Raw genomic sequence first — 20,892 nt, 5'->3', positions numbered from 1 at the left:
GGATCCATTTGCATGAAGCAATGTCCATCCGGCCTGCCGTAGGGTTCCGGCAGTGCTCCGATGGGACGGCCCCGTGGTTCGTTCGTGCCGCGGTGACGTCGATGGTGGAGGTGGGGATGTCATGACCGGACCGCTGTACTCGCCGAGCGAGGTCGACCGGCGGCCCCCCGCCGCCCGGTCGCCCGCCGCTGCCGGGCGCCCCGTCCTCGACCCCCTGAACGAGAGGCGCGGACCTGCCGGTGACCCGTCCACGGCACCCGGGCGGCGGCCTCAGCGCGACGCGAGGTCGACCTCGGCCAGGTAGACGCAGCTACGTCCCTCGTGCGAGGAGTAGTAGCTGACGTGCAACCGCTCGCCGTGCCAGACCAGGCCGGGGTAGCTGGAGTCACCGCCGGAGGGCAGCGTCACCAACTCCCGCAGCCGGCCCCGGGTCACGTCGACGGCGCAGATCGCGGTCCGCACCGCACCGTCGTGCAGGCGTACGCCGGCCACGAGGGTGCCGTCCGGCAGCCGGCACAGCGCCGGCCCGCCCACCCGTACCCCGAGGTCCGTCCAGGTCCACTCCCGGTACGGCGGGCGGGCCCGGCCGAGTTGGGCGGTGGCCGCGCCGCCGTCGCGCCGCAACAGGCAGGTGGCGGTGCCGTCGGGGTCGAAGACCAGTCCGGACTCGTTCGGATAGCCGCCGGAGAACAGCGTCCGCAGCACCGGGCGCAGGTCGAAGCCGTCCTCGCTGCGGTAGAGCCGGACGAACCGCGGCTCGCGGGTGGCGTAGCCGATGCCGTACATCGCATCGCCGTGCCAGGCGGCCTGCCAGACCCAGACGTCCGGTTCGCCCACCGGCCGGGGCGCTGTCCACCGGTGACCGTCCTCGCTGAGCGCGGCGACCGTCCGGAAGCGCTTCGGGGTGCCGGTCGCGGCGGCGGCGAGCAACTGGAGTCGTCCGTCGGGGCGCGGCACGAAGCGCGGGTCGCGCAGGTCGACACCGGCCTGCGCGAGGACTGCCGCGCTCTGCCAGGACCGCCCGTCGGTGGAGGTCAGCACCCGCAGGACGCCGTCGTCGGAGAGGTGTGACAGGCCCTCCCGGAACGCGCAGAACCAGTGTCCCGCGTACCGGACCAGGTCGGTGAAGGCGCTGTGCGGGGCGGTGTCACCGATACGGCGTAACGCGCGCACCTCGGTGGTCGCCGGACGGATGATCACGGGCGTCGACGGTACGCGGAGCGGGCGACGCCGGTGTGGCGGTGGGACGAACAGCTGACCAACGCGCTGCCCGGGGCGACCGGGCCGACGCGGCACCACGTCGCCGCCGGACGTGCGTGCTCACCTGGTCGTCCGGGTGCGTCGGGCCGCGACGTAACGTCGGGCCTTCTCGGTGGTCCCGCAGTCGTCCATGCTGCACCAGCGTCGGCTGCGGTTCTTGCTCTCGTCGGTGAAGACGAAGCGGCAGCCGCCGCATCCCTTGATCCGGTCCAGCGTCCTGGCGGTGAGCAACTCGACAGCAGCGTGCACCACCGGCCGTAGGGGCCGGCCGGCCGTATGGTCGTCCCGCCAGGTCCAGCCGAAGCGGTCGGAGCGGTCCAGCCGGGCGTGCGCGAGCGCCTCGGCCTCGTCGTCGCGGAGATGGTCCAGGGCGGACCTGCTCGGTTCCCGGCCGGTGGCCAGCGCCCGGAAGATCTCGTCGAGGCGGTCGCGGATGCGCAGTGACCGCCCGAAGGCGGCCTGCGCGGCGTCCGGATCGTCCCGGCGCAGTCGGTGCCACCTGGTCACCTCCGCGTCCGTGAGGACGCCCGCATAACCGGCCCAGGCGACCAGCTCGGGATAGCCGGTGAGCACGTCGTCGTCGGCGGCGCCGACGGGTGGGCCGGTGCGGGTGTTGACGAAGTCCAGCGCGAGGTTGCCGCCCACCAGGCGCAGCCTCCGGACACCCTCGACTGTTTCCATCAAAAGTCACTTTACCAGTTGACCCGGCTCCGGGTGCTACCTAGTGTTACCGCCATAAAGCTTTTAGCCGGTAACCCTGGAGGGGTGCATGGGACGCGGACGGGCAACAGTGGTCCTGATCGGACTGTCGGGCGGGACGTTCCTCTACACCACCGCCGAGGCGCTGCCCATCGGGCTGCTGCTACCGATGGCCGCGGACCTCGCCGTGTCCCCCGCCGACGTGGGCATGCTCGTCACCGCGTACGGCGCCGTGGTGATGGTCGCCTCGGTCCCGTTGACCGCGCTGGTCCGTCGGGTCCCGCGTCGCCGACTGCTGTCGGCGCTGCTGGCCGGCTTCGTGGTCAGCAACGCGGTGACCGTGTTCGTGAGCAGTTTCGCGGTGCTGATGGCGGCCCGGATGGCGACCGCGGCGACCCACGCCCTGTTCTGGGCGGTGGTCGTGCCGGCCGCCGCGGAACTGTTCCGGCCCGGGCTGCGCGGCCGGGTGGTCGCGATCGTGTTCGCCGGCGGCAACGTCGCCCTGGCCCTGGGCGTACCCGCGGGCATCTGGCTGGGCGAGCGGGCCGGCTGGCGAGCCTCGTTCCTGGCCGTGGCCGGGCTCGGCACCATCGTGTTCGCGGTGGTCGCCGCGCTGCTGCCCTCGACGCGACCCGACCAGGGGCACGCCACCCGGGGCGCGACCCCGGACGCGCGCCGCTTCTGGCTGCTGGTCACCGTGGCCGTCCTGGCCACCGCGGGCGCGATCGTCGCCTACACCTACGTCGCCGTCTTCGTCACCGAGTACACCGCGCTGCCCGCCGCCTCGGTCGGCGCCATCCTGCTCGCCCGGGGCGTCGCCAGCGTGCTCGGCATCCTCGCCATCGGCGTGCTGGTGGACCGCAGCCCCTGGCTCGCCCTGATCGCGACTGTCGCACTACAGTCGCTGGCACTCGTCGGGCTGTCCGCGCTGGGTCACCTGCCCGCCGCGGCCGTCGGCCTGATCGCCCTGGCCGGTCTGGCCTTCGCCGCGTTCACCGCGTCCCTCGGCGGCCTCGTCCTCCAGGTGGCGCCGGGGCGCTCGGACATCGCCGCCGCCACCGTCTCCGCCGCCGTGAACGTCGGCATCACCGGTGGTGCCTTCGTCGGCGGGCTCGTGCTGCCGAGCCACGGAGTGCGCAGCACCGTGCTGATCGGTGCCCTGCTCAGCGCGGTGGCCCTGATGCTGGCGCTCACCGAGCGACTGATCCGGCGCGGCCTCGTACGGGAGCAGGACGGTTCCGGCGAACTGGCCGCAGCGGCAGCCGTCGAACCGGACGTGTCTCTCGGTCGTGCCCGCTGACCGTCACCCGCTCGCCTCGGGTGGCGCCGCCTGCGCCTGGTACGCCGTGGCGAGGCGCTTCGGGGCGCGGGCGTACCAGGCTTCGACGATCAGCTCGGTGAGTTCGGGAAGGTCGATCCGGTCCAGCCGGACCAGCACCGAGGGGTAGCCGTCGAAGTGTGGCGTGGTGAAGAAGAGGCCGGGGTCGTCGGCGAGCAACGCCTCCTTGACGCCGAGGTCCGCCACCCGTACCCCGAGGATGGGGCCGTCCGGTGCGGCCGAACCGAGCTCCTGGAGCTCCTTGCCGCGCAGCGGGCGTTCCCAGACGAACGGCTTGTCCTTCACCCGCCAGGCGGCAACTCCGTCATAGGAGGGCCGTTCGCTGGTTTCCGGCAGGCCCAGCGCGATCCGGCGTACGTCGTCCCAACTGGCCACCTCCCGACGGTACGCCAGGTGACGCGCGTGATGGGGCCCCACCGGGCCGCCCGATCACGTCCGGGCCGGCCCTCGCCACATCGCCTGTGCCGTTGAGGGCGCGTACTGGCGTGCTGGTCGCCGGTCGGCGATGGTGGACCGCATGCAGCTCAGCTCCGGTCCGCCCCCGGTCTGTCTGGCCGACTTCGCCGGCCTGGCCCGGACGGTGCTGCCGCCGCAGGTCTGGGACTATGTGGACGGTGGCAGCGGCGCCGAGGTGACCCTCGGTGGGAACCGCCGCGCGCTGGACCGGGTCGCCGTGTTGCCGAGGGTGCTGACCGGGGTGAGCACCCCGACACTGCGTACCCGGTTGCTCGGCCGGGAGCACGCGATGCCGGTGGCGGTGGCGCCGATGGCGTACCAACGGCTGGTGCACCCCGACGGCGAGCTGGCGCTGGCCGCCGCGGCCCGCGCCGCCGACGTGCCGTACCTGGCCAGCATCCTCGGCAGCACACCGATCGAGCAGGTCACCGCCACCGGTGCCGAGGTCTGGTTCCAGCTGTACTGGCTGCGCCACCGCTCGTTGGTGACCGACCTGCTGGCGCGGGTGCGCGCCGCCGGTTGCCGGGGGCTCGTGGTGACTGTGGACGTGCCGGTGCTCGGCCGGCGGCTGCGGGACCTGCGCAACGCCTTCCGACTGCCGCCGGGGCTGGTCCCGGCGAACCTGCCGGGTGGCCGCGACGACCTGGCCCACGGCGGTACGCCGGGCGTCACCCCGGTGTCCGCGTCGCGCGATGCGGCCTTCGCGCCGGCCCTGAGCTGGGCCGACCTGCGGTGGCTCCGGGAGCGGTGCGACCTGCCGCTTGTCGTCAAGGGCATCCTGGACCCGGCCGACGCCGTGCGGGCCGTCGACGCCGGCGTGCAGGCGGTGGTCGTGTCCAACCACGGTGGCCGCCAACTCGACGGGGTCCCGGCCAGCGCCACCATGCTGCCCGAGGTGGTGGCGGCCGTCGGTGACCGCTGCGAGGTGCTGCTGGACAGTGGGATCCGCAGTGGTGTCGATGTGCTGCGCGCGTTGGCGATGGGCGCCGACGGCGTCCTGGTCGGTCGGCCGATGCTCTGGGCCCTGGCGGTCGGTGGGCGACCGGCGGCCGGCACCGCGCTGTCCCTGCTCGCCGACGAGCTGCGCGACGCGTTGGCGTTGGCCGGCTGCGCCGATCCGGCGACCGCCCGCGAGCTGCGCACGGTCGCGGTGGACTGACCGGTACCGGTACGGCGACTCATCGCGTTCACCGGTTCGCAACCTGTTACCGCTGCCCTGCGCTCGTCCTGGGTGGACGGTCATAATGGGCGACATGGTTGCCTGGGAGTACGCCCTGTTGGTCCGCCGCTACCAGGGGCAGGGTCGCAATTTTCATGTCTCGTTCGTCTGGTACGGCCCGGACGGGTCCCGCAAGGACATCACGGCGTACGGCGACACCGCCATCGCGCACCTCAACCGGGCCGGACGGGACGGTTGGGAACTCGTCTCCGCCGCCGAGGACGTGAACAACGTGCAGGGCAGCACCGAGGTCCACCGCTACCACCTCAAACGTCCGATCGCCTGAGGCCGGGATCGCGCCGGGCCGGGATGTCCCGGCCCGGCGCGTCTTTGGTCAGCCCAGCTCGACGTCCGGGTAGAGCGGGAAGCCGGTGAGCAGCTCGCTGGCCTGGCGGCTGACCTTGTCCGCGAGGGCCGGGTCCAGAACGTACTTCGCCTTGCCGGCGGTGCCGTCCGGGTTGGTGCCGGCGCTGGTCTGGCTGAGCACGGTGTGGATCAGCTCGGCGGTGGTGTCCATCTCCGCCGTGCCGAGCCCCCGGGTGGTCAACGCCGGGGTGCCGATCCGGATGCCGGAGGTGTACCAGGCGCCGTTCGGGTCCTGCGGCACCGCGTTGCGGTTGGTGACGATGCCCGAGTCCAGCAGTGCCTGCTCGGCCTGCCGGCCGGTCAGCCCGTAGCCGGTCACGTCGATCAGGACCAGGTGGTTGTCGGTGCCGCCGGTGACCAGCCTGGCCCCCCGGCGCAGCAGGCCCTCGGCCAGCGCCTGCGCGTTGTCGACGACCTGCCGGGCGTAGTCGGCGAAGTCGGGCCGGCGGGCCTCGGCCAGGGCCACGGCCTTGGCGGCCATCACGTGCGGCAGCGGGCCGCCGAGCACCATCGGGCAGCCCCGGTCGACCTGGTCGGCCAGCTCCGGGCCGCACAGCACCAGGCCGCCGCGCGGACCACGCAGCGACTTGTGGGTGGTGGTGGTGACGATGTGCGCGTGCGGCACGGGGTCGAAGTCGCCGGTGAAGACCCGGCCGGCCACCAGACCCGCGAAGTGCGCCATGTCCACCATGAAGGTGGCACCGACCGAGTCGGCGATCTCCCGCATGATCCGGAAATTGACCTTGCGGGGGTACGCCGAGTAGCCGGCGACAAGCACCAGCGGGCGGAACTCGCGAGCGGTCTCGGCGACCTTGTCGTAGTCGACCAGCCCGGTGGCCGGGTCGGTGCCGTAGCTGCGCTGGTCGAACATCTTGCCGGAGATGTTCGGCCGGAAACCGTGGGTGAGGTGCCCGCCGGCGTCCAGCGACATGCCGAGCATCCGCTGGTCGCCCAGCTCGCGCCGCAACGCGAACCAGTCCGCCTCGGTCAGGTCGTTGACGTGGCGCGCCTGCGCCCGCTTCAGCGCCGGGGCCTCCACCCGGTCGGCCAGGATCGCCCAGAACGCCACCAGGTTGGCGTCGATGCCCGAGTGCGGCTGCACGTACGCGTGGGTCGCGCCGAACAACTCCCGGGCGTGCTCGGCGGCGAGCGCCTCGACGGTGTCCACGTTCTGGCAGCCGGCGTAGAAGCGCCGTCCGATGGTGCCCTCGGCGTACTTGTCGCTGAACCAGTTGCCCATGGCCAGCAACGTCGCCGGGGAGGCGTAGTTCTCGCTGGCGATCAGCTTGAGCGACTCACGCTGGTCGGCCAGCTCCGCGCCGATCGCGTCGGCGACCCGTGGTTCGACACCACGGATCACCTCAAGAGCGCTGCGGAAGGCTGTGGATTCGGCGTTGCGCGGCATGCGACCTCCAGGTGACGTGCGGAAGGCCCAGGCGCTCGGCATGCGTCCTCGTGACGGGGCCGCTCCCCGATGGTTATCCATCTCCAATGCGCCAGTCACGGCCCGAGGGGATCCTACCGGGTACGCGGTCGGGGGCGGGCCGCCGCCGTCGGACCGGCCGGGCGAACCCTGGCCCACCTCACTACGATCGACGCATGGCGGGGACGGACGGTGCTGGCAGTCTCCTGGCCATCAGCGACCTGCACGTGGGGCATCCGGCGAACCGGACGATCGTCGAAGGGCTGCGCCCTCGGACGCCTGAGGACTGGTTGCTCGTCGCCGGTGACGTGGGCGACACCGTCGCCGACGTGGCGTGGGCGCTGCGGCTGTTGGCCGGCCGGTTCGCCCGGGTCGTCTGGTCGCCGGGCAACCACGAGCTGTGGACCCCGCCCGGCGACCCGGTGACGGTGCGTGGCGTGGCGCGCTACGCACACCTTGTCGAGATGTGTCGTGATCTCGGCGTGGTCACCCCCGAGGACCCGTACCCGGTGTGGGCCGGGCCCGGCGGCCCGGTGACGGTGGCGCCGCTGTTCCTGCTCTACGACCACAGCTGGCGACCGGAGGGCTTCGACACCCCCGAGGCGGCGCTGGCCGAGGCGTACCGGACCGGGATCGTCTGCACCGACGAGTTCCTGCTGCACCCCGACCCGTACCCGAGCCGGTCGGCGTGGTGCGCGGCACGGGTGGCCGAGACCGCCCGCCGGCTCGCCGAGCGTGACCCGGCGCTGCCGACCGTGCTGATGAACCACTGGCCGCTGGTCCGGGACGTGACGCGCGTCCTGCGGTACCCGATCTTCGCCCAGTGGTGCGGCACCGAGGCCACCGCCGACTGGCACGTACGCTTCGACGCCGCCGCGGTGGTCTACGGCCATCTGCACATTCCGCGCACCACCTGGCACGACGGGGTTCGCTTCGAGGAGGTGTCGGTGGGCTACCCGCGGGAGTGGCGGCCTCGTGGCGGGTCCCCGAGGGTGCGGCAGATCCTGCCCGCGCCGGCGGAGGTGCCGCAGACGGCCTGGTGACGGCCAGGCCACCACTCCCGGGACGAGCCGTCAGGCGCGCATCGCCTTCAGCGACTTCTGCAGCGCCTTGGGCGCGGTCGGGGTCCGCGGTGCCTGGGGGCGCGCGTCGATCATCCGCTGCCCCATCTCCTGCAACTCCTTACGCCCCATCGACTCGCGCACCTTCGGGAACCACTCCTGCTCCTCCTCCTCGACGTGGTGCAGGACGTTCTCGATCAGCACCGTGGTCTTGGCGTTGAAGTGCTCGTCGTCGGGCTTCATCGAGGCCAGCTCGAAGCAGAGCACGTCGGCGACGTGGTGCTCCTCGTACGACTCCAGGATGTGGTCCTCCAGCTCCGGCAGGCGCTTGCGGACCTCCGGGTACATGATCTCGTTCTCCAGGTACGTGTGCACGGTGAGCGCCTCGAGGCCTGCTCTCCTACCCTGGCGCGAACCCCGGAAACGGGCGGTGGTACGCCGTGCCGGGTGCCGCGTCGTACCCTCGCAGGTGTGGCGACGGCGGCGGAGGAGATCCAGGTGGGGCGGCGGACGGTCCGCGTCTCCAGCCCGGACAAGCCGTACTTCCCCGAGCGGGGGCTGACCAAGCTGGACGTGGTGCGCTACTTCCTCGCCGTCGGCGACGGCATCCTGCGCGCGTTGCGGGACCGGCCGACGATGCTGGAACGGTGGCCCCGCGGCGTGTTCGAGGGCGCGACGATCGCCACCCGGGCGGACAACCGGGGTGACGCGTTCTACCAGAAGCGGGTGCCGGCCGGTGCGCCCGACTGGGTGAGCACCGCCCACATCACCTTCCCCAGCGGACGCACCGCCGACGAGGTCGCCCCGGCGGAGCTGGCCGTGGTGATCTGGGCGGTCAACCTGGGCACCCTGCGCTTCCATCCGTGGCCGGTGAGCAAGGCGGACGTGGAGCGGCCGGACCAGCTGCGGATCGACCTGGATCCGCTGCCCGGCGTCGGGTTCGACCAGGTGGTGCCGGTGGCCCACGAGGTGCGCGCCTTCCTCGACGAGTTGGGCCTGGTCGGCTACCCCAAGACCACCGGCGGGCGGGGCCTGCACGTCTACGTGTCGATCGAGCCCCGGTGGAGCTTCGGCGACTGTCGCCGCGCGGTGCTGGCCCTCGGGCGCGAGATGCAGCGACGACGGCCGGACCTGGTCACCACCACCTGGTGGCGGGAACAGCGGGACCGGCCGGTCTTCGTCGACTACAACCAGATGGCCCGCGACCACACCATGACCTCGGCGTACTCGATCCGGCCGACGCCGGCCGCGCTGGTGTCCGCCCCGCTGGACTGGGCGGAGCTGGACGACGCCCGGCCGGAGGACTTCGACGTCACCACCATGCCGGTCCGGTTCGCCGACCGGGGCGACCCGCACGCCGGCCTGGACGAACGCCGCTTCTCCCTGGCGCCCCTGCTGGAGTTGGCCGACCGGGAGGGCCTGGACGCGCCGGACGAGCGCTGAGCGGTCACGCCCACGGGCTGCGCACCCCGTCGTACTCCTCGAAGACCAGCCAGCTGCGGGTGGCGAGCACCCCGGCGATGCGCTGCACCCGGTCCAGCACCACGTCCCGCAGGGTGGCGTTGTCCGGTGCCCGGACCAACGCGAGCACGTCGTGCTCGCCGCTGAGCAGCGCCACATGTTCGACGTAGCGCACCCGCGCCAGCTCCGCCGACACCTCCCGCCAGGTGTCCTGCCTGATCGTCAGGGCGATGTACGCCGAGGTGCCCAGGCCGGCCGCCTCCGGGGCGACCCGCGCGGCGAACCCGGTGATCACCCCGTCGCGCAGCAGCCGCTCCACCCGGGCGTACGCGTTGGTCCGCGAGACGTGCACCCGTTCGGCGAGGGTCCGGATGGAGAGCCGACCGTCCCGGGTCAGCTCGTCGAGGATGCGCCGGTCCACCTCGTCGAGCGGGACTGCCGATCGTCCCGTTCCGCCCCGCCGGTCCGCCTCCCCGGCGGCCTCCTGGCTCATCGTGGCCTCCTCTGGGTGCCATTCATCCCGCGTTCACCGGGAATCTTGAGTCAATCATCCAACAGCAGGAGCATAGGGCCACCACACGTCCAGGAGGTTCCGCCGTGACCACCACCCCCCAGGCGGCCCGCAGGGCATCCCCGCGTACGCGGCGGTCGGCCACCCCGACCCCGCCCGATCCCGCCGCCGGCCTGCTGCCCCAGAGCGAGCCGGTCCGGCTGCTCAACCCGGACGGCACCCTGCTGCCGGCCCGCGCGGACTACCCCGAGCCGCCCGTCGAGGCGCTGCGCGAGATGTACCGGCGGATGATCGTCGGCCGGCGCTTCGACACGCAGGCCACCGCGCTGACCAAGCAGGGCCGGCTGGCCGTCTACCCGTCCTCCCGGGGCCAGGAAGCCTGCCAGGTCGGCGGCGTCCTGGCCCTGCGCGACGACGACTGGGTCTTCCCGACCTACCGGGAGTCGATGGCGCTCACCGCCCGGGGCATCGACCCGGTCGAGGTGCTGACCCTGCTGCGGGGCGACTGGCACTGCGGGTACGACCCGGCGCAGCGCCGCACCGCGCCGCAGTGCACCCCCCTCGCGACCCAGTGCGTGCACGCCGCCGGGCTGGCCTACGGGGAGTCGTACCAGGGACGCGACACGGTGGCCCTGGTCTACATCGGTGACGGTGCCACAAGCGAGGGCGACTTCCACGAGGGGGTCAACTTCGCCGCCGTGTTCAAGGCCCCCGTCGTCTACTTCGTGCAGAACAACAGGTACGCCATCAGCGTCCCGCTGTCCCGCCAGACCGCCGCGCCGACCCTGGCCTACAAGGGTGTCGGCTACGGCATCCCCAGCGAACAGGTCGACGGCAACGACCCGGTCGCCGTGCTCGCCGTGCTCACCCGGGCCGTCGCGCACGCCCGCGCCGGAAAGGGACCGTTCCTGGTCGAGGCGCACACCTACCGGATGGAACCGCACACGAACGCCGACGACGCCTCGCGCTACCGGGACGCCGACGAGGTCGAGGCATGGCGCGACCGTGACCCGCTCGCCCGGCTGGAGACCTACCTGCGCGGCCGGGACGTGCTCGACGACGCGGCGGTCGCCGAGATCGCCGAGCAGGCCGAGACGTACGCGGCCCAGCTGCGCGACCGGATGAACACCCAGCCCACCGTCGACCCGCTCAGTCTCTTCGACCACGTCTACGCCGAACCCACCGCGCAACTGGTGGAGCAGCGGGAGCAGGTGCGCGCCGAACTGGCCGCGGCAGCGGAGGGGGACGCCTGATGGCCACCATGACCATGGCGAAGGCGCTCAACGCCGCGCTCGCCGACGCGATGCTCGACGACGAGCGGGTGCTCGTCTTCGGCGAGGACGTCGGCCAGCTCGGCGGCGTCTTCCGGATCACCGACGGACTCCAGGCCCGCTTCGGCGACAAACGCTGCTTCGACACCCCCCTCGCGGAGGCCGGCATCGTCGGGTTCGCCGTCGGGCTGGCCATGTCCGGGCTGCGCCCGGTGGTCGAGATGCAGTTCGACGCGTTCGCGTACCCGGCGTTCGAGCAGATCGCCTCGCACGTGGCGAAGCTGCGCAACCGCACCCGGGGCGCGCTGAGCGTGCCGATGGTGATCCGGGTGCCGTACGCCGGTGGCATCGGCGGCGTGGAGCACCACTGCGACAGCTCCGAGGCGTACTACGCGCACACCCCGGGGCTGAAGGTGGTCACCCCGGCGACCGTCGACGACGCGTACTCGCTGCTGCGGGAGGCGATCGACGACCCCGACCCGGTGGTGTTCATGGAGCCGAAGAAGCTCTACTTCACAAGCGCCGAGGCGGACCTGCCGACGCGCACCGCGCCGTTCGGCCGGGCGGTCGTCCGCCGGGCCGGACGCGACGCGACACTCGTCGCGTACGGGCCGGCGGTCCCGGTCGCGCTGGAGGCCGCCGAGGCCGCCCGCGAGGAGGGCTGGGACCTGGAGGTGGTCGACGTCCGCACCATCGTGCCGTTCGACGACGCCACAATCGCCGCCTCGGTGCGGCGTACCGGACGCTGCGTGGTGGTGCAGGAGGCACAGGGCTTCGCCGGGGTCGGCGCGGAGATCGCCGCCCGGGTGCAGGAGCGGTGCTTCCACGCGCTGCACGCCCCGGTGCTGCGGGTCTCCGGGCTGGACATCCCGTACCCGGCGCCGATGCTCGAACACACCCATCTGCCGTCGGTCGACCGGGTACTCGACGCGGTGGCCCGGTTGCAGTGGGACGACCAGCCCGACCGGCGTTGGCTGACCGAGAGCGGTGTGGCGTGACCGAGAAGGTTTTTCTCCTGCCCGACCTCGGTGAGGGGCTCGCCGAGGCGGAGATCGTGCAGTGGCGGGTCGCGGTCGGCGACACGGTCACCGTGGACCAGACAGTGGTGGAGGTCGAGACCGCGAAGGCGGTCGTCGACGTGCCCTGCCCGTACGCCGGCCGGGTCGTCGCCCTGCACGGCGCCGAGGGCGAGGTACGCCCGGTCGGCCAGCCCCTGATCACCGTCGCGGAGCCGGTCACCGGTCGCGTCGACGGCGGTGAACCGTCCGGGCACGCGGTCTACCGCGAGGAGGAGCGGGCCGGCTCCGGCAACGTCCTGATCGGGTACGGCACCGGGCACGGCGGTGCCCGCCGCCGTCGGCGGCCCCGGCTCGCGGTGGCCACCTCCGCACCCGATCTGAGCGGCGCACCGACGGTGCCGGCAGCGGCGGGGAGGGCCGACCGGGGGTCCGGCCCGCCCGAAGCGGCCCAATCCCTGGTCATCTCGCCGATCGTGCGGCGGTTGGCCCGGGAGCGTGGGGTGGACCTGGCGTCGGTACGCGGCAGCGGCCCGGGCGGTGTGATCCGCCGGGCCGACGTGGAGGCGGCGGCCGGCGACGTCACCGGGGTGACCGCCGACGGGAACGGAACCGCCCGGCTCACCGCGGTGCCCGACCTGCCGGCGGTGCCGGCGGGGCACCCAGCCTCGGCCGACGCGGCTGCCGCCGGTGCCCAGGATCTGGTCATCCCACTGACCGGCATCCGCCGGGCGATCGCGGACAAGCTGTCGCGCAGCCGGCGGGAGATTCCCGAGGTGACCATCTGGGTCGACGCTGACGCCACCGCCCTGCTGGAGACCCGGGCCGCGATCAACGCCGCCCGCCCGGACGGTCGGGTGAGCGTGCTGGCCCTGCTCGCGCGGATCTGTCTGTCCGGGCTGCGCCGGTACCCGCAGCTCAACGCGCGGGTCGACACCGAGGGGCAGCGGATCATCCAGTCCGCCGGGGTGCATCTGGGTATCGCCGCCCAGACCGACAGGGGTCTGGTGGTGCCGGTGCTGCGTGACGCCCAGCGGCTCACCACCACCGAGCTGGCGGCCGAACTCGCCGCCACCACCGCCGCGGCCCGGGCTGGCGAACTGCCACCGGCCCGGCTCACCGGGGGCACCTTCACGCTCAACAACTACGGGGTGTTCGGCGTCGACGGCTCGACCCCGATCATCAATCACCCGGAGGCGGCGCTGCTCGGCATCGGCCGCATCGTGGACAAGCCCTGGGTCGTGGCCGGTCAGCTCGCGGTCCGGAAGGTGGTCCAGCTCAGCCTCACCTTCGACCACCGGGTCTGCGACGGCGGCGTGGCCGGCGGTTTCCTCCGGCACGTGGCGGACTGCGTCGAGCAGCCCGCACTGCTGATCGCCACGGTCTGACTGTCGCGTCGATCGAGGGGGCTGGTCGCCGGCCGTGGTTATCCCTCGATCGGCGCGACCCGGGTGCGGTGGCACGTCCGTGAACCTGGCCCAGTGGCATTCGCCGGACATAGCGCCACGCCCGGTCGAGACCGCCCGTAGCGTCGTCGTGGGCATTTTCCGTTCGCCCGGGTGCGATTACGGAAAAGGTTCTCCATGCAATGTCCCAGCTCTTGGTCGAAACCGCGAAAACGTCGGCGTCGAGCTAGGGAGAATGTGGCGGAGGAAGCGGCGATAAACGGGGGACGCATCATGATGTTGAGGCGGCGACTGACGCTGTTGGCGGTGAGCGTCGCAGCGGCACCGCTGGCGCTGGGCGCGTGCACCAGCGACCGCAGGCCCGGGCAATCCGCCGAGGCGAAAGCCAACCCGGAACTGGCCGTGACACCGGCCGAGGGCACCCGCGACGTGCCGGTGACCGGGGAGATCGGCACCGTGGTCAAGCACGGGCGGGTCACCGCCGTGCGGATCACCGACGACAAGGGCGCGACGGTCGGCGCGGAGCCGCGTGAGGACGGTACCGGCTGGGTGCCCAGCCGGACCCTGGAGCCGAAGCGGACGTACACCGCGGAGGTCACCGCCACCGGCGACTCCGGAAAGACGGTCACCCGCAGGACGAGCTTCACGACCCAACCCAAATCTTCCAAACCTGCCATCGTCAGCACGTTGTATTTCGCCGGTGATCGGACGTACGGCACGGCGATGCCGGTAACCGTTGCTTTCGACCCGCCAATTCCCAAAGAGGCGCGGGCGGATGTGCAGCGCCGATTGTTCGTGAAGACGGATCCGCCGCAGCCGGGCACCTGGTCCTGGGTGTCCGACGGCAGTCAGGTCTATTACCGGGCGCCCGATTTCTGGCGGCCGGGTACGACGATCAAGGTCCGCTCCGCGCTGGAGGGATTGCCGATCGGCAAGGAGAACGTCGGTGACGCCGATCGGCGGGCCACCTCGAAGATCGGTCGGCAGGTCGAGTTGGAGATCGACAACGCGAGCAAGCAGATGTCGGTGATCCGGGACGGCAAGCTGCTGCGCAAGCTGCCGGTCAGCCTCGGCAAGCCGAGCACGCCCACCTCCAGCGGCAAGATGGTGATCATGGAGAAGCACGAGTTCACCACCTTCGACACGCGGGGCTCGGCCGATCCGTACGTGGTCGACGTCGAGGATGCCCAGCGGCTCACCTGGGGCGGCGAGTTCATCCACGGCGCCCCCTGGTCGGAGGGGGATCAGGGGTACACGAACGTCTCGCACGGCTGCACCAACCTGTCGGCGGCCAACGCGGACTGGCTGATGGGCGTCACCCAGGTCGGCGATCTGGTGACGGTCAAGGGCACCGAGGTCGAGCTGAACGAGGGCAACGGCTGGACGGCGTGGAACGTCAGCTGGGAGCAGTTCGCCAAGGGCAGCGCGTTGCCGGTGCCGCCCGGTCTGCGGCCCACGCCGACCCAGCCGCCGGACCCCGGAGCGGTGGCCGGCGGGTCACCCGAACCGCAGCCGTCGGCGAGCGGCGGCTGACCAGGCGTACCCGCCGGGCCACCCGTCACGGGTGGCCCGGCGCCTCGTCGCGGTGGTCAGCAGGTCGGTCGACCCGGGCGGGGGATCGTCCCTAAGGTGGACCCGATCGGCCTGCGGGTCATGCCCTGGGCTTACCCGGAACCCGCCTTCCAGCAGGGCGAAAGTGTCGGTGGCGGGGGATAGGTTCGTCGTATGCGAGAGCGCGAGGAGCGGTTCCACGTCGAGACCAACGTGTCCGGCGACGCGGTGTGCGTTCGCGTGGTCGGTGTGATCGACATCGCCACGGTCGCGGCGTTCCGCGCCGCTCTCTGGGCGGCCCCCGCCCGCACCGAGCTGCGGGTGGATCTCTCCGAGGTCCGGCTGCTCTCCGCCGCCGGGGTGCGCACGCTCGTCGCGGCCCGGCTCTGGGTGCGGTCGCAGGGCGGCGACCTGGTGCTTGTCGACCCGCCGCCGGTGGTGGAGCGGGTGCTGCGGGCCACCGGTCTGCGGCGGGTCATCCCGGTCGTCGGCATCACGCCGCAGCGGGTGCTCGCCGGGGTGTGACCGGTCGCCGCCGGCGCCTGTGTGTCGCCGGCCGGCGGTGCGACCGGGTGGTGCCGACGACGCGTCCGGCGCCGGGCACGGGGCCGGCGCCGGACGCGCGAGGTCAGCTCACGCCGAGCAGATCGACCACGAAGACCAGGGTCTCGTTGGGCTTGATGACCCCACCCGCGCCCCGGCTGCCGTACCCGAGGTGCGGCGGGATGGTCAGCCGGCGCCGTCCGCCGACCCGCATCCCCACCACGCCCTGGTCCCACCCGGCGATGACCCGACCGCCACCGAGCGGGAAGTCGAACGGCTCGCCCCGGTTCCAGGAGGCGTCGAACTCGGCGCCGGTGGAGTGCGACACCCCGACGTAGTGCACCCGGGCCACCTGCCCGGCCTGGGCCTCCGGGCCCTCGCCCACGGTGATGTCCTCGATCACGAGGTCGGCCGGCGGGGCGCCCTCGATCGGACCGATCTCGGGCTTGCTCGCTGCCTGGTTCATGCGGATTCTCCTGGTGCGTCGGTTCCGGTCAGCACAATCCTGCCGGATGCTACGGCCCGGCGCGCCCCGTGGACCGATGTGGGCCACCGGTGGCCGAGCGCGCCGGACCCGGTGCGGCGGGCGTCACCGGTAGGTGACGCCCGCCGTGGGGGGAGGTGATCAGGGTCAGCGGAGCCAGCCGAACCGCTTGACGATCGGCAGTTGTGCCCAGGTCCGGCCCAGGCCCCAGGTGTCACCGGCGTTTGTCACCGCGAGCAGGGCCAGCACACCGGCGTAGACGAGGTGGTCGTCCATGAAGGGGTTGTTCTCCGGAGGCAGGACGGCCGTCCACATCAGCACCAGCAGCAGACCGCCGGCCGCGGCGGCGATGCGCACTCCGATGCCGAGCAGCAGCGCCGTACCGATGGCGGCCAGACCGATCATGAACAGCCAGTCGGCCCAGGCGGCTCCGGCGATGCCGTTGTAGAAGCCCTGGAACGGGCCGGCGGCACCGAAGCTGAGGAAGCCCTTGGTCGGGCTGCCCCCGTTGATCCAGGCGTTCTTCGCCTCGGTGGCGAACCCCAGGCCGAACACCTTGTCCAGGAAGGCCCAGAGGAAGACCCAACCGAGCGCCAGGCGGAGCCCGGCGAGCAGGTAGCGGGTGGCCCGCGTCCGGAGGTTCTGCTCCTGGTTGGTCTCGGTCACCGGGGTCTTGGCGGCGGTGTTCCGCTCGGTCGTCGCGGTCATCATGTCCACGTCCCTTCGCTGCTTCGCACCGCGTGTCCCGGTGGCACTTCTATTTGACGCCCGTGGACCATGCGGCGGTCAGGGCCGGCGGGCCGGTGCCGGCCGGGACCTTCGACCCCTGTTGACCGGGACCCGCGACCGGTGCCGGGCTCGCCAGCCGGCCCGCAGGCGGCGGTCAGCGGGCGACGTGCAGGTCCGCGAGCTGGGCGGTCAGCAGGGCGGGAGCCTCGGCCAACGACGGTCCGTACCAGGTCAGATGTCGACCCGACACGAGGGCGCAGGGAACGCCGGGGAACGCCTCGGGACCGTCGTCGCGGGTGAAGCGGTACGGCTCGTCCGGCAACACCACGAGCTCCGGTGCCTGGTCCCGCAGCTGCGACAGGCTCGGTCGCGGATACCGCTCCGGCTGCTCGGCGTAAGGGTTGGCGATGCCGAGCCGGCGCAACAGGTCCCCGGCGAAGGTGTCGGCGCCGAGCACCACCCAGGGACGCCGCCAGACCGGCACCACCGCGCGTCGGAGAACCGGCGTCTCCGGTAGCGCGCCCCAGGCGCGACGGGCCTCCGTGAGCCACTGTGGTTCCGCCGCCGATCCCAGGTCGCGAAGCAGCTCGGCCAGCTCGGTGAGCGCACCGTCCACGGTGCGCGGATAGGTCACCCGGATCGGTACGCCTGCGGCGGTCAACGCGGTGGCGTCGTCGCGCCGGTTCTCCTCGACGTTCAGCAGGACCAGGTCGGGCCGGAGCGCGCGGATCCGGTCCAGGTCCGGGTACTTCGTCCCGCCGACCCGCGGCACGTGCAGGTCACCCGGGTGGGTGCACCAGTCGGTGGCGCCGACAAGCAGCCCGGGCAGGGTCGTCGCCACCGCTTCGGTGAGCGACGGCACCAGGGACACCACTCGCATCCGCCCACCTCCTCGGTCCGGCGGCGGTGGGTGGCCCGTCGTCGACCGCCGCCCGGTCACCGCCAGCCCGCCGGGGGAGCAGCCGGCATGATCGTCATCCTAGACTCGGTCGGCCGGCCGGACGGAAAGCCGTGTCGACCTGCTCGCGCAGCGTTGTCCGGCCCGACCGGCGGAGAGGTTGAAAAGGATTCATGGGTACCGCGATGACTGGTGACCACGACCGCGGACTGTCGTCGGTGCCGGAGGACGCCGGGCGAGGGCCGGTGCTGGTCCGGGCGGAGCAGCGGGTGCACGCCGGGCTGCGCCTGGGTGAGATCGTCAGGCGTCGGCCGCCGGGTCTCACGGCGAGCCAGTGGAACACGGCCAGCAGGACCCTGTTCGACCAGGTGGTCTGCGCGGTGTCGACCGGACGACCCGAGTTCGCCGTCGAGTTCCGGCCACCGTCGACAGACGCCACCGCCAGGCGGGCCGAGCGGACCACGGAGGCGGTCGCCGCGGCGACCGGGCTGCCGCTGCTGCGGATCGTCTCCGCCACCCTGCGCACCGCCGGACACGGGCCGCGGATCGTCGCGTACGTCGTCGACGCGCGGCGGTACGCCGCCGGCGCGGCCGGTTCGGACGTGCCGGCGGTCGGATTCCGGGACATCGTCGGCCGGCTGCCCGACGGACGCGAGGGCGCGGTGAACGATCTCGGCGCGCTCGCCCGGGCCGAGGCGGTGCAGGCGTACGTGGCGCGACGGTTGACCGACCCGATCCTGCGTGGACTGCACGTGTGCTGGACGCGGGGGCCGGCCGAGGGCTGGAGCTGGGCCGAGGTCCGACCGGGCCAGCTGCTGGTGGAGCGGGTGACGGTGCAGGCGTACGGCATCTCCTGCGGTGTCGAACCCGCCCGGCTCGCCGAGGACCTGGCCGTTCTCGCGCTCGGCGAGCGGCTGCGGACGGTTGAGACAGGCGCATCGTCGCTGGTGCCACGGGAGGAACTGCTCGCCGACATTCGGCGGCTACGGGATCGTCGCGGCGAACTCGTCGGCGACTTCGGCTACGACCATCTCTGCCAGGAGTGATCGCGTCCTGAGTGCCAGCCGGCCGAGGGCGGACGGTGACCGTACGGGCGCGGAAAGAAACATCGGAAAAAAGTTGGCGGCCTTTGAACCACCGCTGGATCGGGCCCGTACCTCACCGGGAATGGACAGGATCTCCCCAACCCGCACCGGCAGGCGCGGGAGACGGTGCGGAAAGGGCATCGTCGTTCGTCGACGTGCCACCGGCGCGTTCAGGCGGTCCCCGTCGAGCGTGCCACCAAGATTCCGTTCGGTCCGTCGAGTCACGAATCAGGAACCGGATCGAGAAGGAGAGCAATTCGATGCGCAGGTCAACCCGGTCGCGCCGACCATCCGGTAACGCGCGGACCAAGCGACTTCTGGCCGTTGGCGCCACGCTCGCTGTCTTCGGCGGCGTCGTCGCCGTGACTCAGATCTCGTCGGCCGGTGACCGACGGTCAAACCAGCAGCAGCGACCGGTGGCCGCTGAATGTGTCGCACCGAGCCCGGGCGCGACCGCGCCGACCGCTCGCGGCGCCACCACGACTCGCACCTGGCAGAACGGACGCTGGGTGGTCAACCACTGGGGCGACGGGCAGCAGACCGTCGAGGAGTGCCAGGAGACCCGCAACGGCACCGATGGCGCGACCGCCGGGGCCTTCGCGGTGGCCTGCCCGGACGTGGTCAGCCGGCTCCCGCAGGTGCCCGACCGGGCCCGCGCCGAGGTGGACCGCAACCTGAACGCACTGCAGACCCAGATCACCGAGGCGGACACGCGGCTCGCCGCTGAGGGCAACCGCGGCCAGGGGTTCATCCGCAACGCCATCCTCAACCCGCTGGCCAGCAAGCGTCGGGCGACCCTCGACCGGATCACGATCGCCATCGACCGGTTCGGCCCCCGGCCGCGCGGTCTCGCCAACCTCGCCACCTGCCAGGTGCAGCCGGTCGAGAACAACAACGGCGGCGGCAACGACGGCGACGGTGACAACGGCGGCGACGACGGCAACAACAACGGCGGCGGCAACGACAACGGCGGTAACAACGGCGGCAACAACAACAACGGCCTCGACGTGCTGGCGAACAACTGCGACAACAGCCAGCTCCAGCGGCACGACGGTTTCCAGAACGGCAACCGTTGCATCAGCACCGCCTTCGGTGAGGTCGGCGCCGCAGCCAACAACCCGTCGCTGTTGATCACCGACTTCCCGCAGCAGATCAACCGCAACGAGGGCTTCTCGATCCGGGTCAGCACCCGCAACCTCGTCCGGGACCGGTTCCTGCCGGCCGGCCAGGGTGGCTACTACCTGGAAAGCTCGCTGCTCAACGGGGAGGGCCTGACCCGTGGCCACTTCCACACCGCCTGCCGGATGCTGAACAACACGAACGAGGCGCCCGCGCCTGAGCCGGTGCCGGCCTTCTTCGTCGCCACCGAGGACGGCGGCGGCGGTTCCCAGCCGGACGAGGTGACCATCCAGGTTCCGGGTCTGCCGGACTCCGGTACCGCACAGTGCGCGGTCTGGGCCGGCGACGGTTCGCACCGCATCCCGATGTCGGAGCGGGCCAACCAGACCCCCGCCTTCGACGCGGTGCGTATTGAGGTCAACTGACGCCGAGGGCTGAGGCCGTAGGCTGATGCCGAACACGCGGGGCCGCCCGGAATTCCGGGCGGCCCCGTAGCATGTCGGAAAGTCGATGTAACCGTGCCGTGACGGCGGCCCTAACCGCGCCGGAGTGACATTCCCGCTGCTCAGCGGTTCTTGTACGCCTCGACCACCTCAACCGGGATCCGACCCCGCTCGGAAATCTTGTAGCCGTTCCGGACGGCCCATTCGCGGACCGCGCGGTTCTGCTCACGGTTCATTCCGGGAGTGCCCGAACCGGTGCTGCGACGCGGGTTACGGCCAGTGTCGACGGCGCCACGCCCGAGGCGTCGGCCGGCATTGATAAACGGATCCAACGCCTTGCGGAGGACACCCGCGTTCTCGTCGGAAACGTCGATGGTGTACGCGACGCCATCCAGGCTGAACTCGACCGTGCGGTCGGCCTTTCCGCCGTCGAGGTCGTCAGTCAGCACCGTGATTACTTGTTTGGCCATCGTCGATTACTCCCTGTGTCTGACGGGGTGTGCTCAAAGTTTGACTGATCGTCCGCCAATTGCGCAACAAAAGCGCGCCATG

The 20,892-nt window shown here is 72.1% G+C and carries 22 protein-coding genes and 1 riboswitch; of the genes, 12 read left to right on the top strand and 10 right to left on the bottom strand.

The genetic code is table 11. From position 1 onward, the window contains the following. Nucleotides 1-270: 270 nt before the first annotated feature. Nucleotides 271-1,200, bottom strand: coding sequence for a sialidase family protein (locus CLT74_RS09785; protein WP_099846264.1), 930 nt, complete (start codon nt 1,198-1,200; stop codon nt 271-273). A 120-nt stretch (nt 1,201-1,320) separates the two neighbouring features. Further along, on the bottom strand, nt 1,321-1,941 hold the full coding sequence (locus tag CLT74_RS09780) for an ABATE domain-containing protein (RefSeq protein WP_099846263.1): 621 nt from the start codon (nt 1,939-1,941) through the stop codon (nt 1,321-1,323). Between the two features lie 88 nt (nt 1,942-2,029). On the opposite strand from CLT74_RS09780, the gene CLT74_RS09775 reads away from it, so the two are divergent. Continuing rightward, nucleotides 2,030-3,259, top strand: coding sequence for an MFS transporter (locus CLT74_RS09775; protein WP_099846262.1), 1,230 nt, complete (start codon nt 2,030-2,032; stop codon nt 3,257-3,259). A 3-nt stretch (nt 3,260-3,262) separates the two neighbouring features. Here CLT74_RS09775 and CLT74_RS09770 read toward each other — a convergent pair whose 3' ends face one another. Beyond that, entirely contained in the window at nt 3,263-3,673 is a 411-nt protein-coding gene (locus CLT74_RS09770; protein WP_099846261.1) for an MmcQ/YjbR family DNA-binding protein, read from the bottom strand. Nucleotides 3,674-3,815: 142 nt separating this feature from the next. Between CLT74_RS09770 and CLT74_RS09765 the strand changes: the two genes are divergently transcribed. Then, the gene (locus CLT74_RS09765; RefSeq protein WP_486582192.1) at nt 3,816-4,913 is read left to right on the top strand and encodes an alpha-hydroxy acid oxidase; all 1,098 of its coding nucleotides are present in this window, start codon (nt 3,816-3,818) and stop codon (nt 4,911-4,913) included. Nucleotides 4,914-4,998: 85 nt separating this feature from the next. Beyond that, on the top strand, nt 4,999-5,259 hold the full coding sequence (locus CLT74_RS09760) for a hypothetical protein (RefSeq protein ID WP_093402670.1): 261 nt from the start codon (nt 4,999-5,001) through the stop codon (nt 5,257-5,259). 48 nt (nt 5,260-5,307) lie between these two features. Here the strand turns inward: CLT74_RS09760 and CLT74_RS09755 are convergent, their stop codons facing one another. Next, a complete protein-coding gene (locus CLT74_RS09755; protein WP_099846259.1) occupies nt 5,308-6,744 on the bottom strand; it encodes a glycine hydroxymethyltransferase in 1,437 nt (478 codons plus the stop codon). Between the two features lie 18 nt (nt 6,745-6,762). Continuing rightward, a riboswitch (ZMP/ZTP riboswitch) is annotated at nt 6,763-6,853 on the bottom strand. Between the two features lie 85 nt (nt 6,854-6,938). Here CLT74_RS09755 and CLT74_RS09750 point away from each other — a divergent pair. Continuing rightward, on the top strand, nt 6,939-7,805 hold the full coding sequence (locus CLT74_RS09750; RefSeq protein WP_099846258.1) for a metallophosphoesterase family protein: 867 nt from the start codon (nt 6,939-6,941) through the stop codon (nt 7,803-7,805). Nucleotides 7,806-7,835: 30 nt separating this feature from the next. Here the strand turns inward: CLT74_RS09750 and CLT74_RS09745 are convergent, their stop codons facing one another. Next, nucleotides 7,836-8,198 (bottom strand): hemerythrin domain-containing protein, encoded by a 363-nt coding sequence (locus CLT74_RS09745; RefSeq protein WP_486582191.1) that lies wholly within the window; start codon nt 8,196-8,198, stop codon nt 7,836-7,838. A gap of 96 nt (nt 8,199-8,294) precedes the next feature. Here CLT74_RS09745 and CLT74_RS09740 point away from each other — a divergent pair, with 96 nt between their 5' ends. Then, nucleotides 8,295-9,266, top strand: a complete 972-nt coding sequence (locus CLT74_RS09740) for a non-homologous end-joining DNA ligase LigD (RefSeq protein WP_099846257.1) — start codon at nt 8,295-8,297, stop codon at nt 9,264-9,266. A gap of 4 nt (nt 9,267-9,270) precedes the next feature. On the opposite strand, the gene CLT74_RS09735 is transcribed toward CLT74_RS09740, so the two are convergent. After that, nucleotides 9,271-9,777 (bottom strand): Lrp/AsnC family transcriptional regulator, encoded by a 507-nt coding sequence (locus CLT74_RS09735; RefSeq protein ID WP_099846256.1) that lies wholly within the window; start codon nt 9,775-9,777, stop codon nt 9,271-9,273. A gap of 104 nt (nt 9,778-9,881) precedes the next feature. Here CLT74_RS09735 and pdhA point away from each other — a divergent pair, with 104 nt between their 5' ends. From pdhA to CLT74_RS09710, 5 genes are all read left to right on the top strand, one after another. Continuing rightward, entirely contained in the window at nt 9,882-11,048 is a 1,167-nt protein-coding gene (gene pdhA / locus CLT74_RS09730) for a pyruvate dehydrogenase (acetyl-transferring) E1 component subunit alpha (protein ID WP_099846255.1), read from the top strand. Beyond that, nucleotides 11,048-12,064, top strand: coding sequence for an alpha-ketoacid dehydrogenase subunit beta (locus CLT74_RS09725; protein ID WP_099846254.1), 1,017 nt, complete (start codon nt 11,048-11,050; stop codon nt 12,062-12,064). Before pdhA ends, CLT74_RS09725 begins: the two co-directional genes overlap by 1 nt. Next, nucleotides 12,061-13,470, top strand: a complete 1,410-nt coding sequence (locus CLT74_RS09720) for a dihydrolipoamide acetyltransferase family protein (protein WP_099846253.1) — start codon at nt 12,061-12,063, stop codon at nt 13,468-13,470. Before CLT74_RS09725 ends, CLT74_RS09720 begins: the two co-directional genes overlap by 4 nt. 291 nt (nt 13,471-13,761) lie before the next feature. After that, entirely contained in the window at nt 13,762-15,021 is a 1,260-nt protein-coding gene (locus CLT74_RS09715) for an Ig-like domain-containing protein (RefSeq protein ID WP_099846252.1), read from the top strand. Between the two features lie 192 nt (nt 15,022-15,213). Then, nucleotides 15,214-15,564 (top strand): STAS domain-containing protein, encoded by a 351-nt coding sequence (locus CLT74_RS09710; RefSeq protein WP_099846251.1) that lies wholly within the window; start codon nt 15,214-15,216, stop codon nt 15,562-15,564. 103 nt (nt 15,565-15,667) lie between these two features. Here the strand turns inward: CLT74_RS09710 and CLT74_RS09705 are convergent, their stop codons facing one another. From CLT74_RS09705 to CLT74_RS09695, 3 genes are all read right to left on the bottom strand, one after another. Next, a complete protein-coding gene (locus CLT74_RS09705) occupies nt 15,668-16,048 on the bottom strand; it encodes an FKBP-type peptidyl-prolyl cis-trans isomerase (RefSeq protein WP_099846250.1) in 381 nt (126 codons plus the stop codon). A gap of 165 nt (nt 16,049-16,213) precedes the next feature. Next, complete coding sequence (locus tag CLT74_RS09700; RefSeq protein ID WP_199172154.1) at nt 16,214-16,783, bottom strand: DoxX family membrane protein; 570 nt, start codon at nt 16,781-16,783, stop codon at nt 16,214-16,216. 166 nt (nt 16,784-16,949) lie between these two features. After that, entirely contained in the window at nt 16,950-17,675 is a 726-nt protein-coding gene (locus tag CLT74_RS09695) for a helical backbone metal receptor (RefSeq protein WP_099846249.1), read from the bottom strand. A gap of 191 nt (nt 17,676-17,866) precedes the next feature. On the opposite strand from CLT74_RS09695, the gene CLT74_RS09690 reads away from it, so the two are divergent. Further along, nucleotides 17,867-18,739, top strand: a complete 873-nt coding sequence (locus CLT74_RS09690; protein ID WP_486582190.1) for a PDDEXK family nuclease — start codon at nt 17,867-17,869, stop codon at nt 18,737-18,739. Nucleotides 18,740-19,038: 299 nt separating this feature from the next. Next, nucleotides 19,039-20,322, top strand: coding sequence for a hypothetical protein (locus CLT74_RS09685; RefSeq protein WP_099846248.1), 1,284 nt, complete (start codon nt 19,039-19,041; stop codon nt 20,320-20,322). Between the two features lie 140 nt (nt 20,323-20,462). Here the strand turns inward: CLT74_RS09685 and CLT74_RS09680 are convergent, their stop codons facing one another. Further along, a complete protein-coding gene (locus CLT74_RS09680; RefSeq protein ID WP_099846247.1) occupies nt 20,463-20,810 on the bottom strand; it encodes a histone-like nucleoid-structuring protein Lsr2 in 348 nt (115 codons plus the stop codon). Nucleotides 20,811-20,892: the final 82 nt, after the last annotated feature.

Source organism: Verrucosispora sp. CNZ293 (assembly GCF_002754655.1).
The sequence above is the reverse complement of the archived record's forward strand: the minus strand, read 5'-3'. Positions and strand labels throughout refer to the sequence as shown.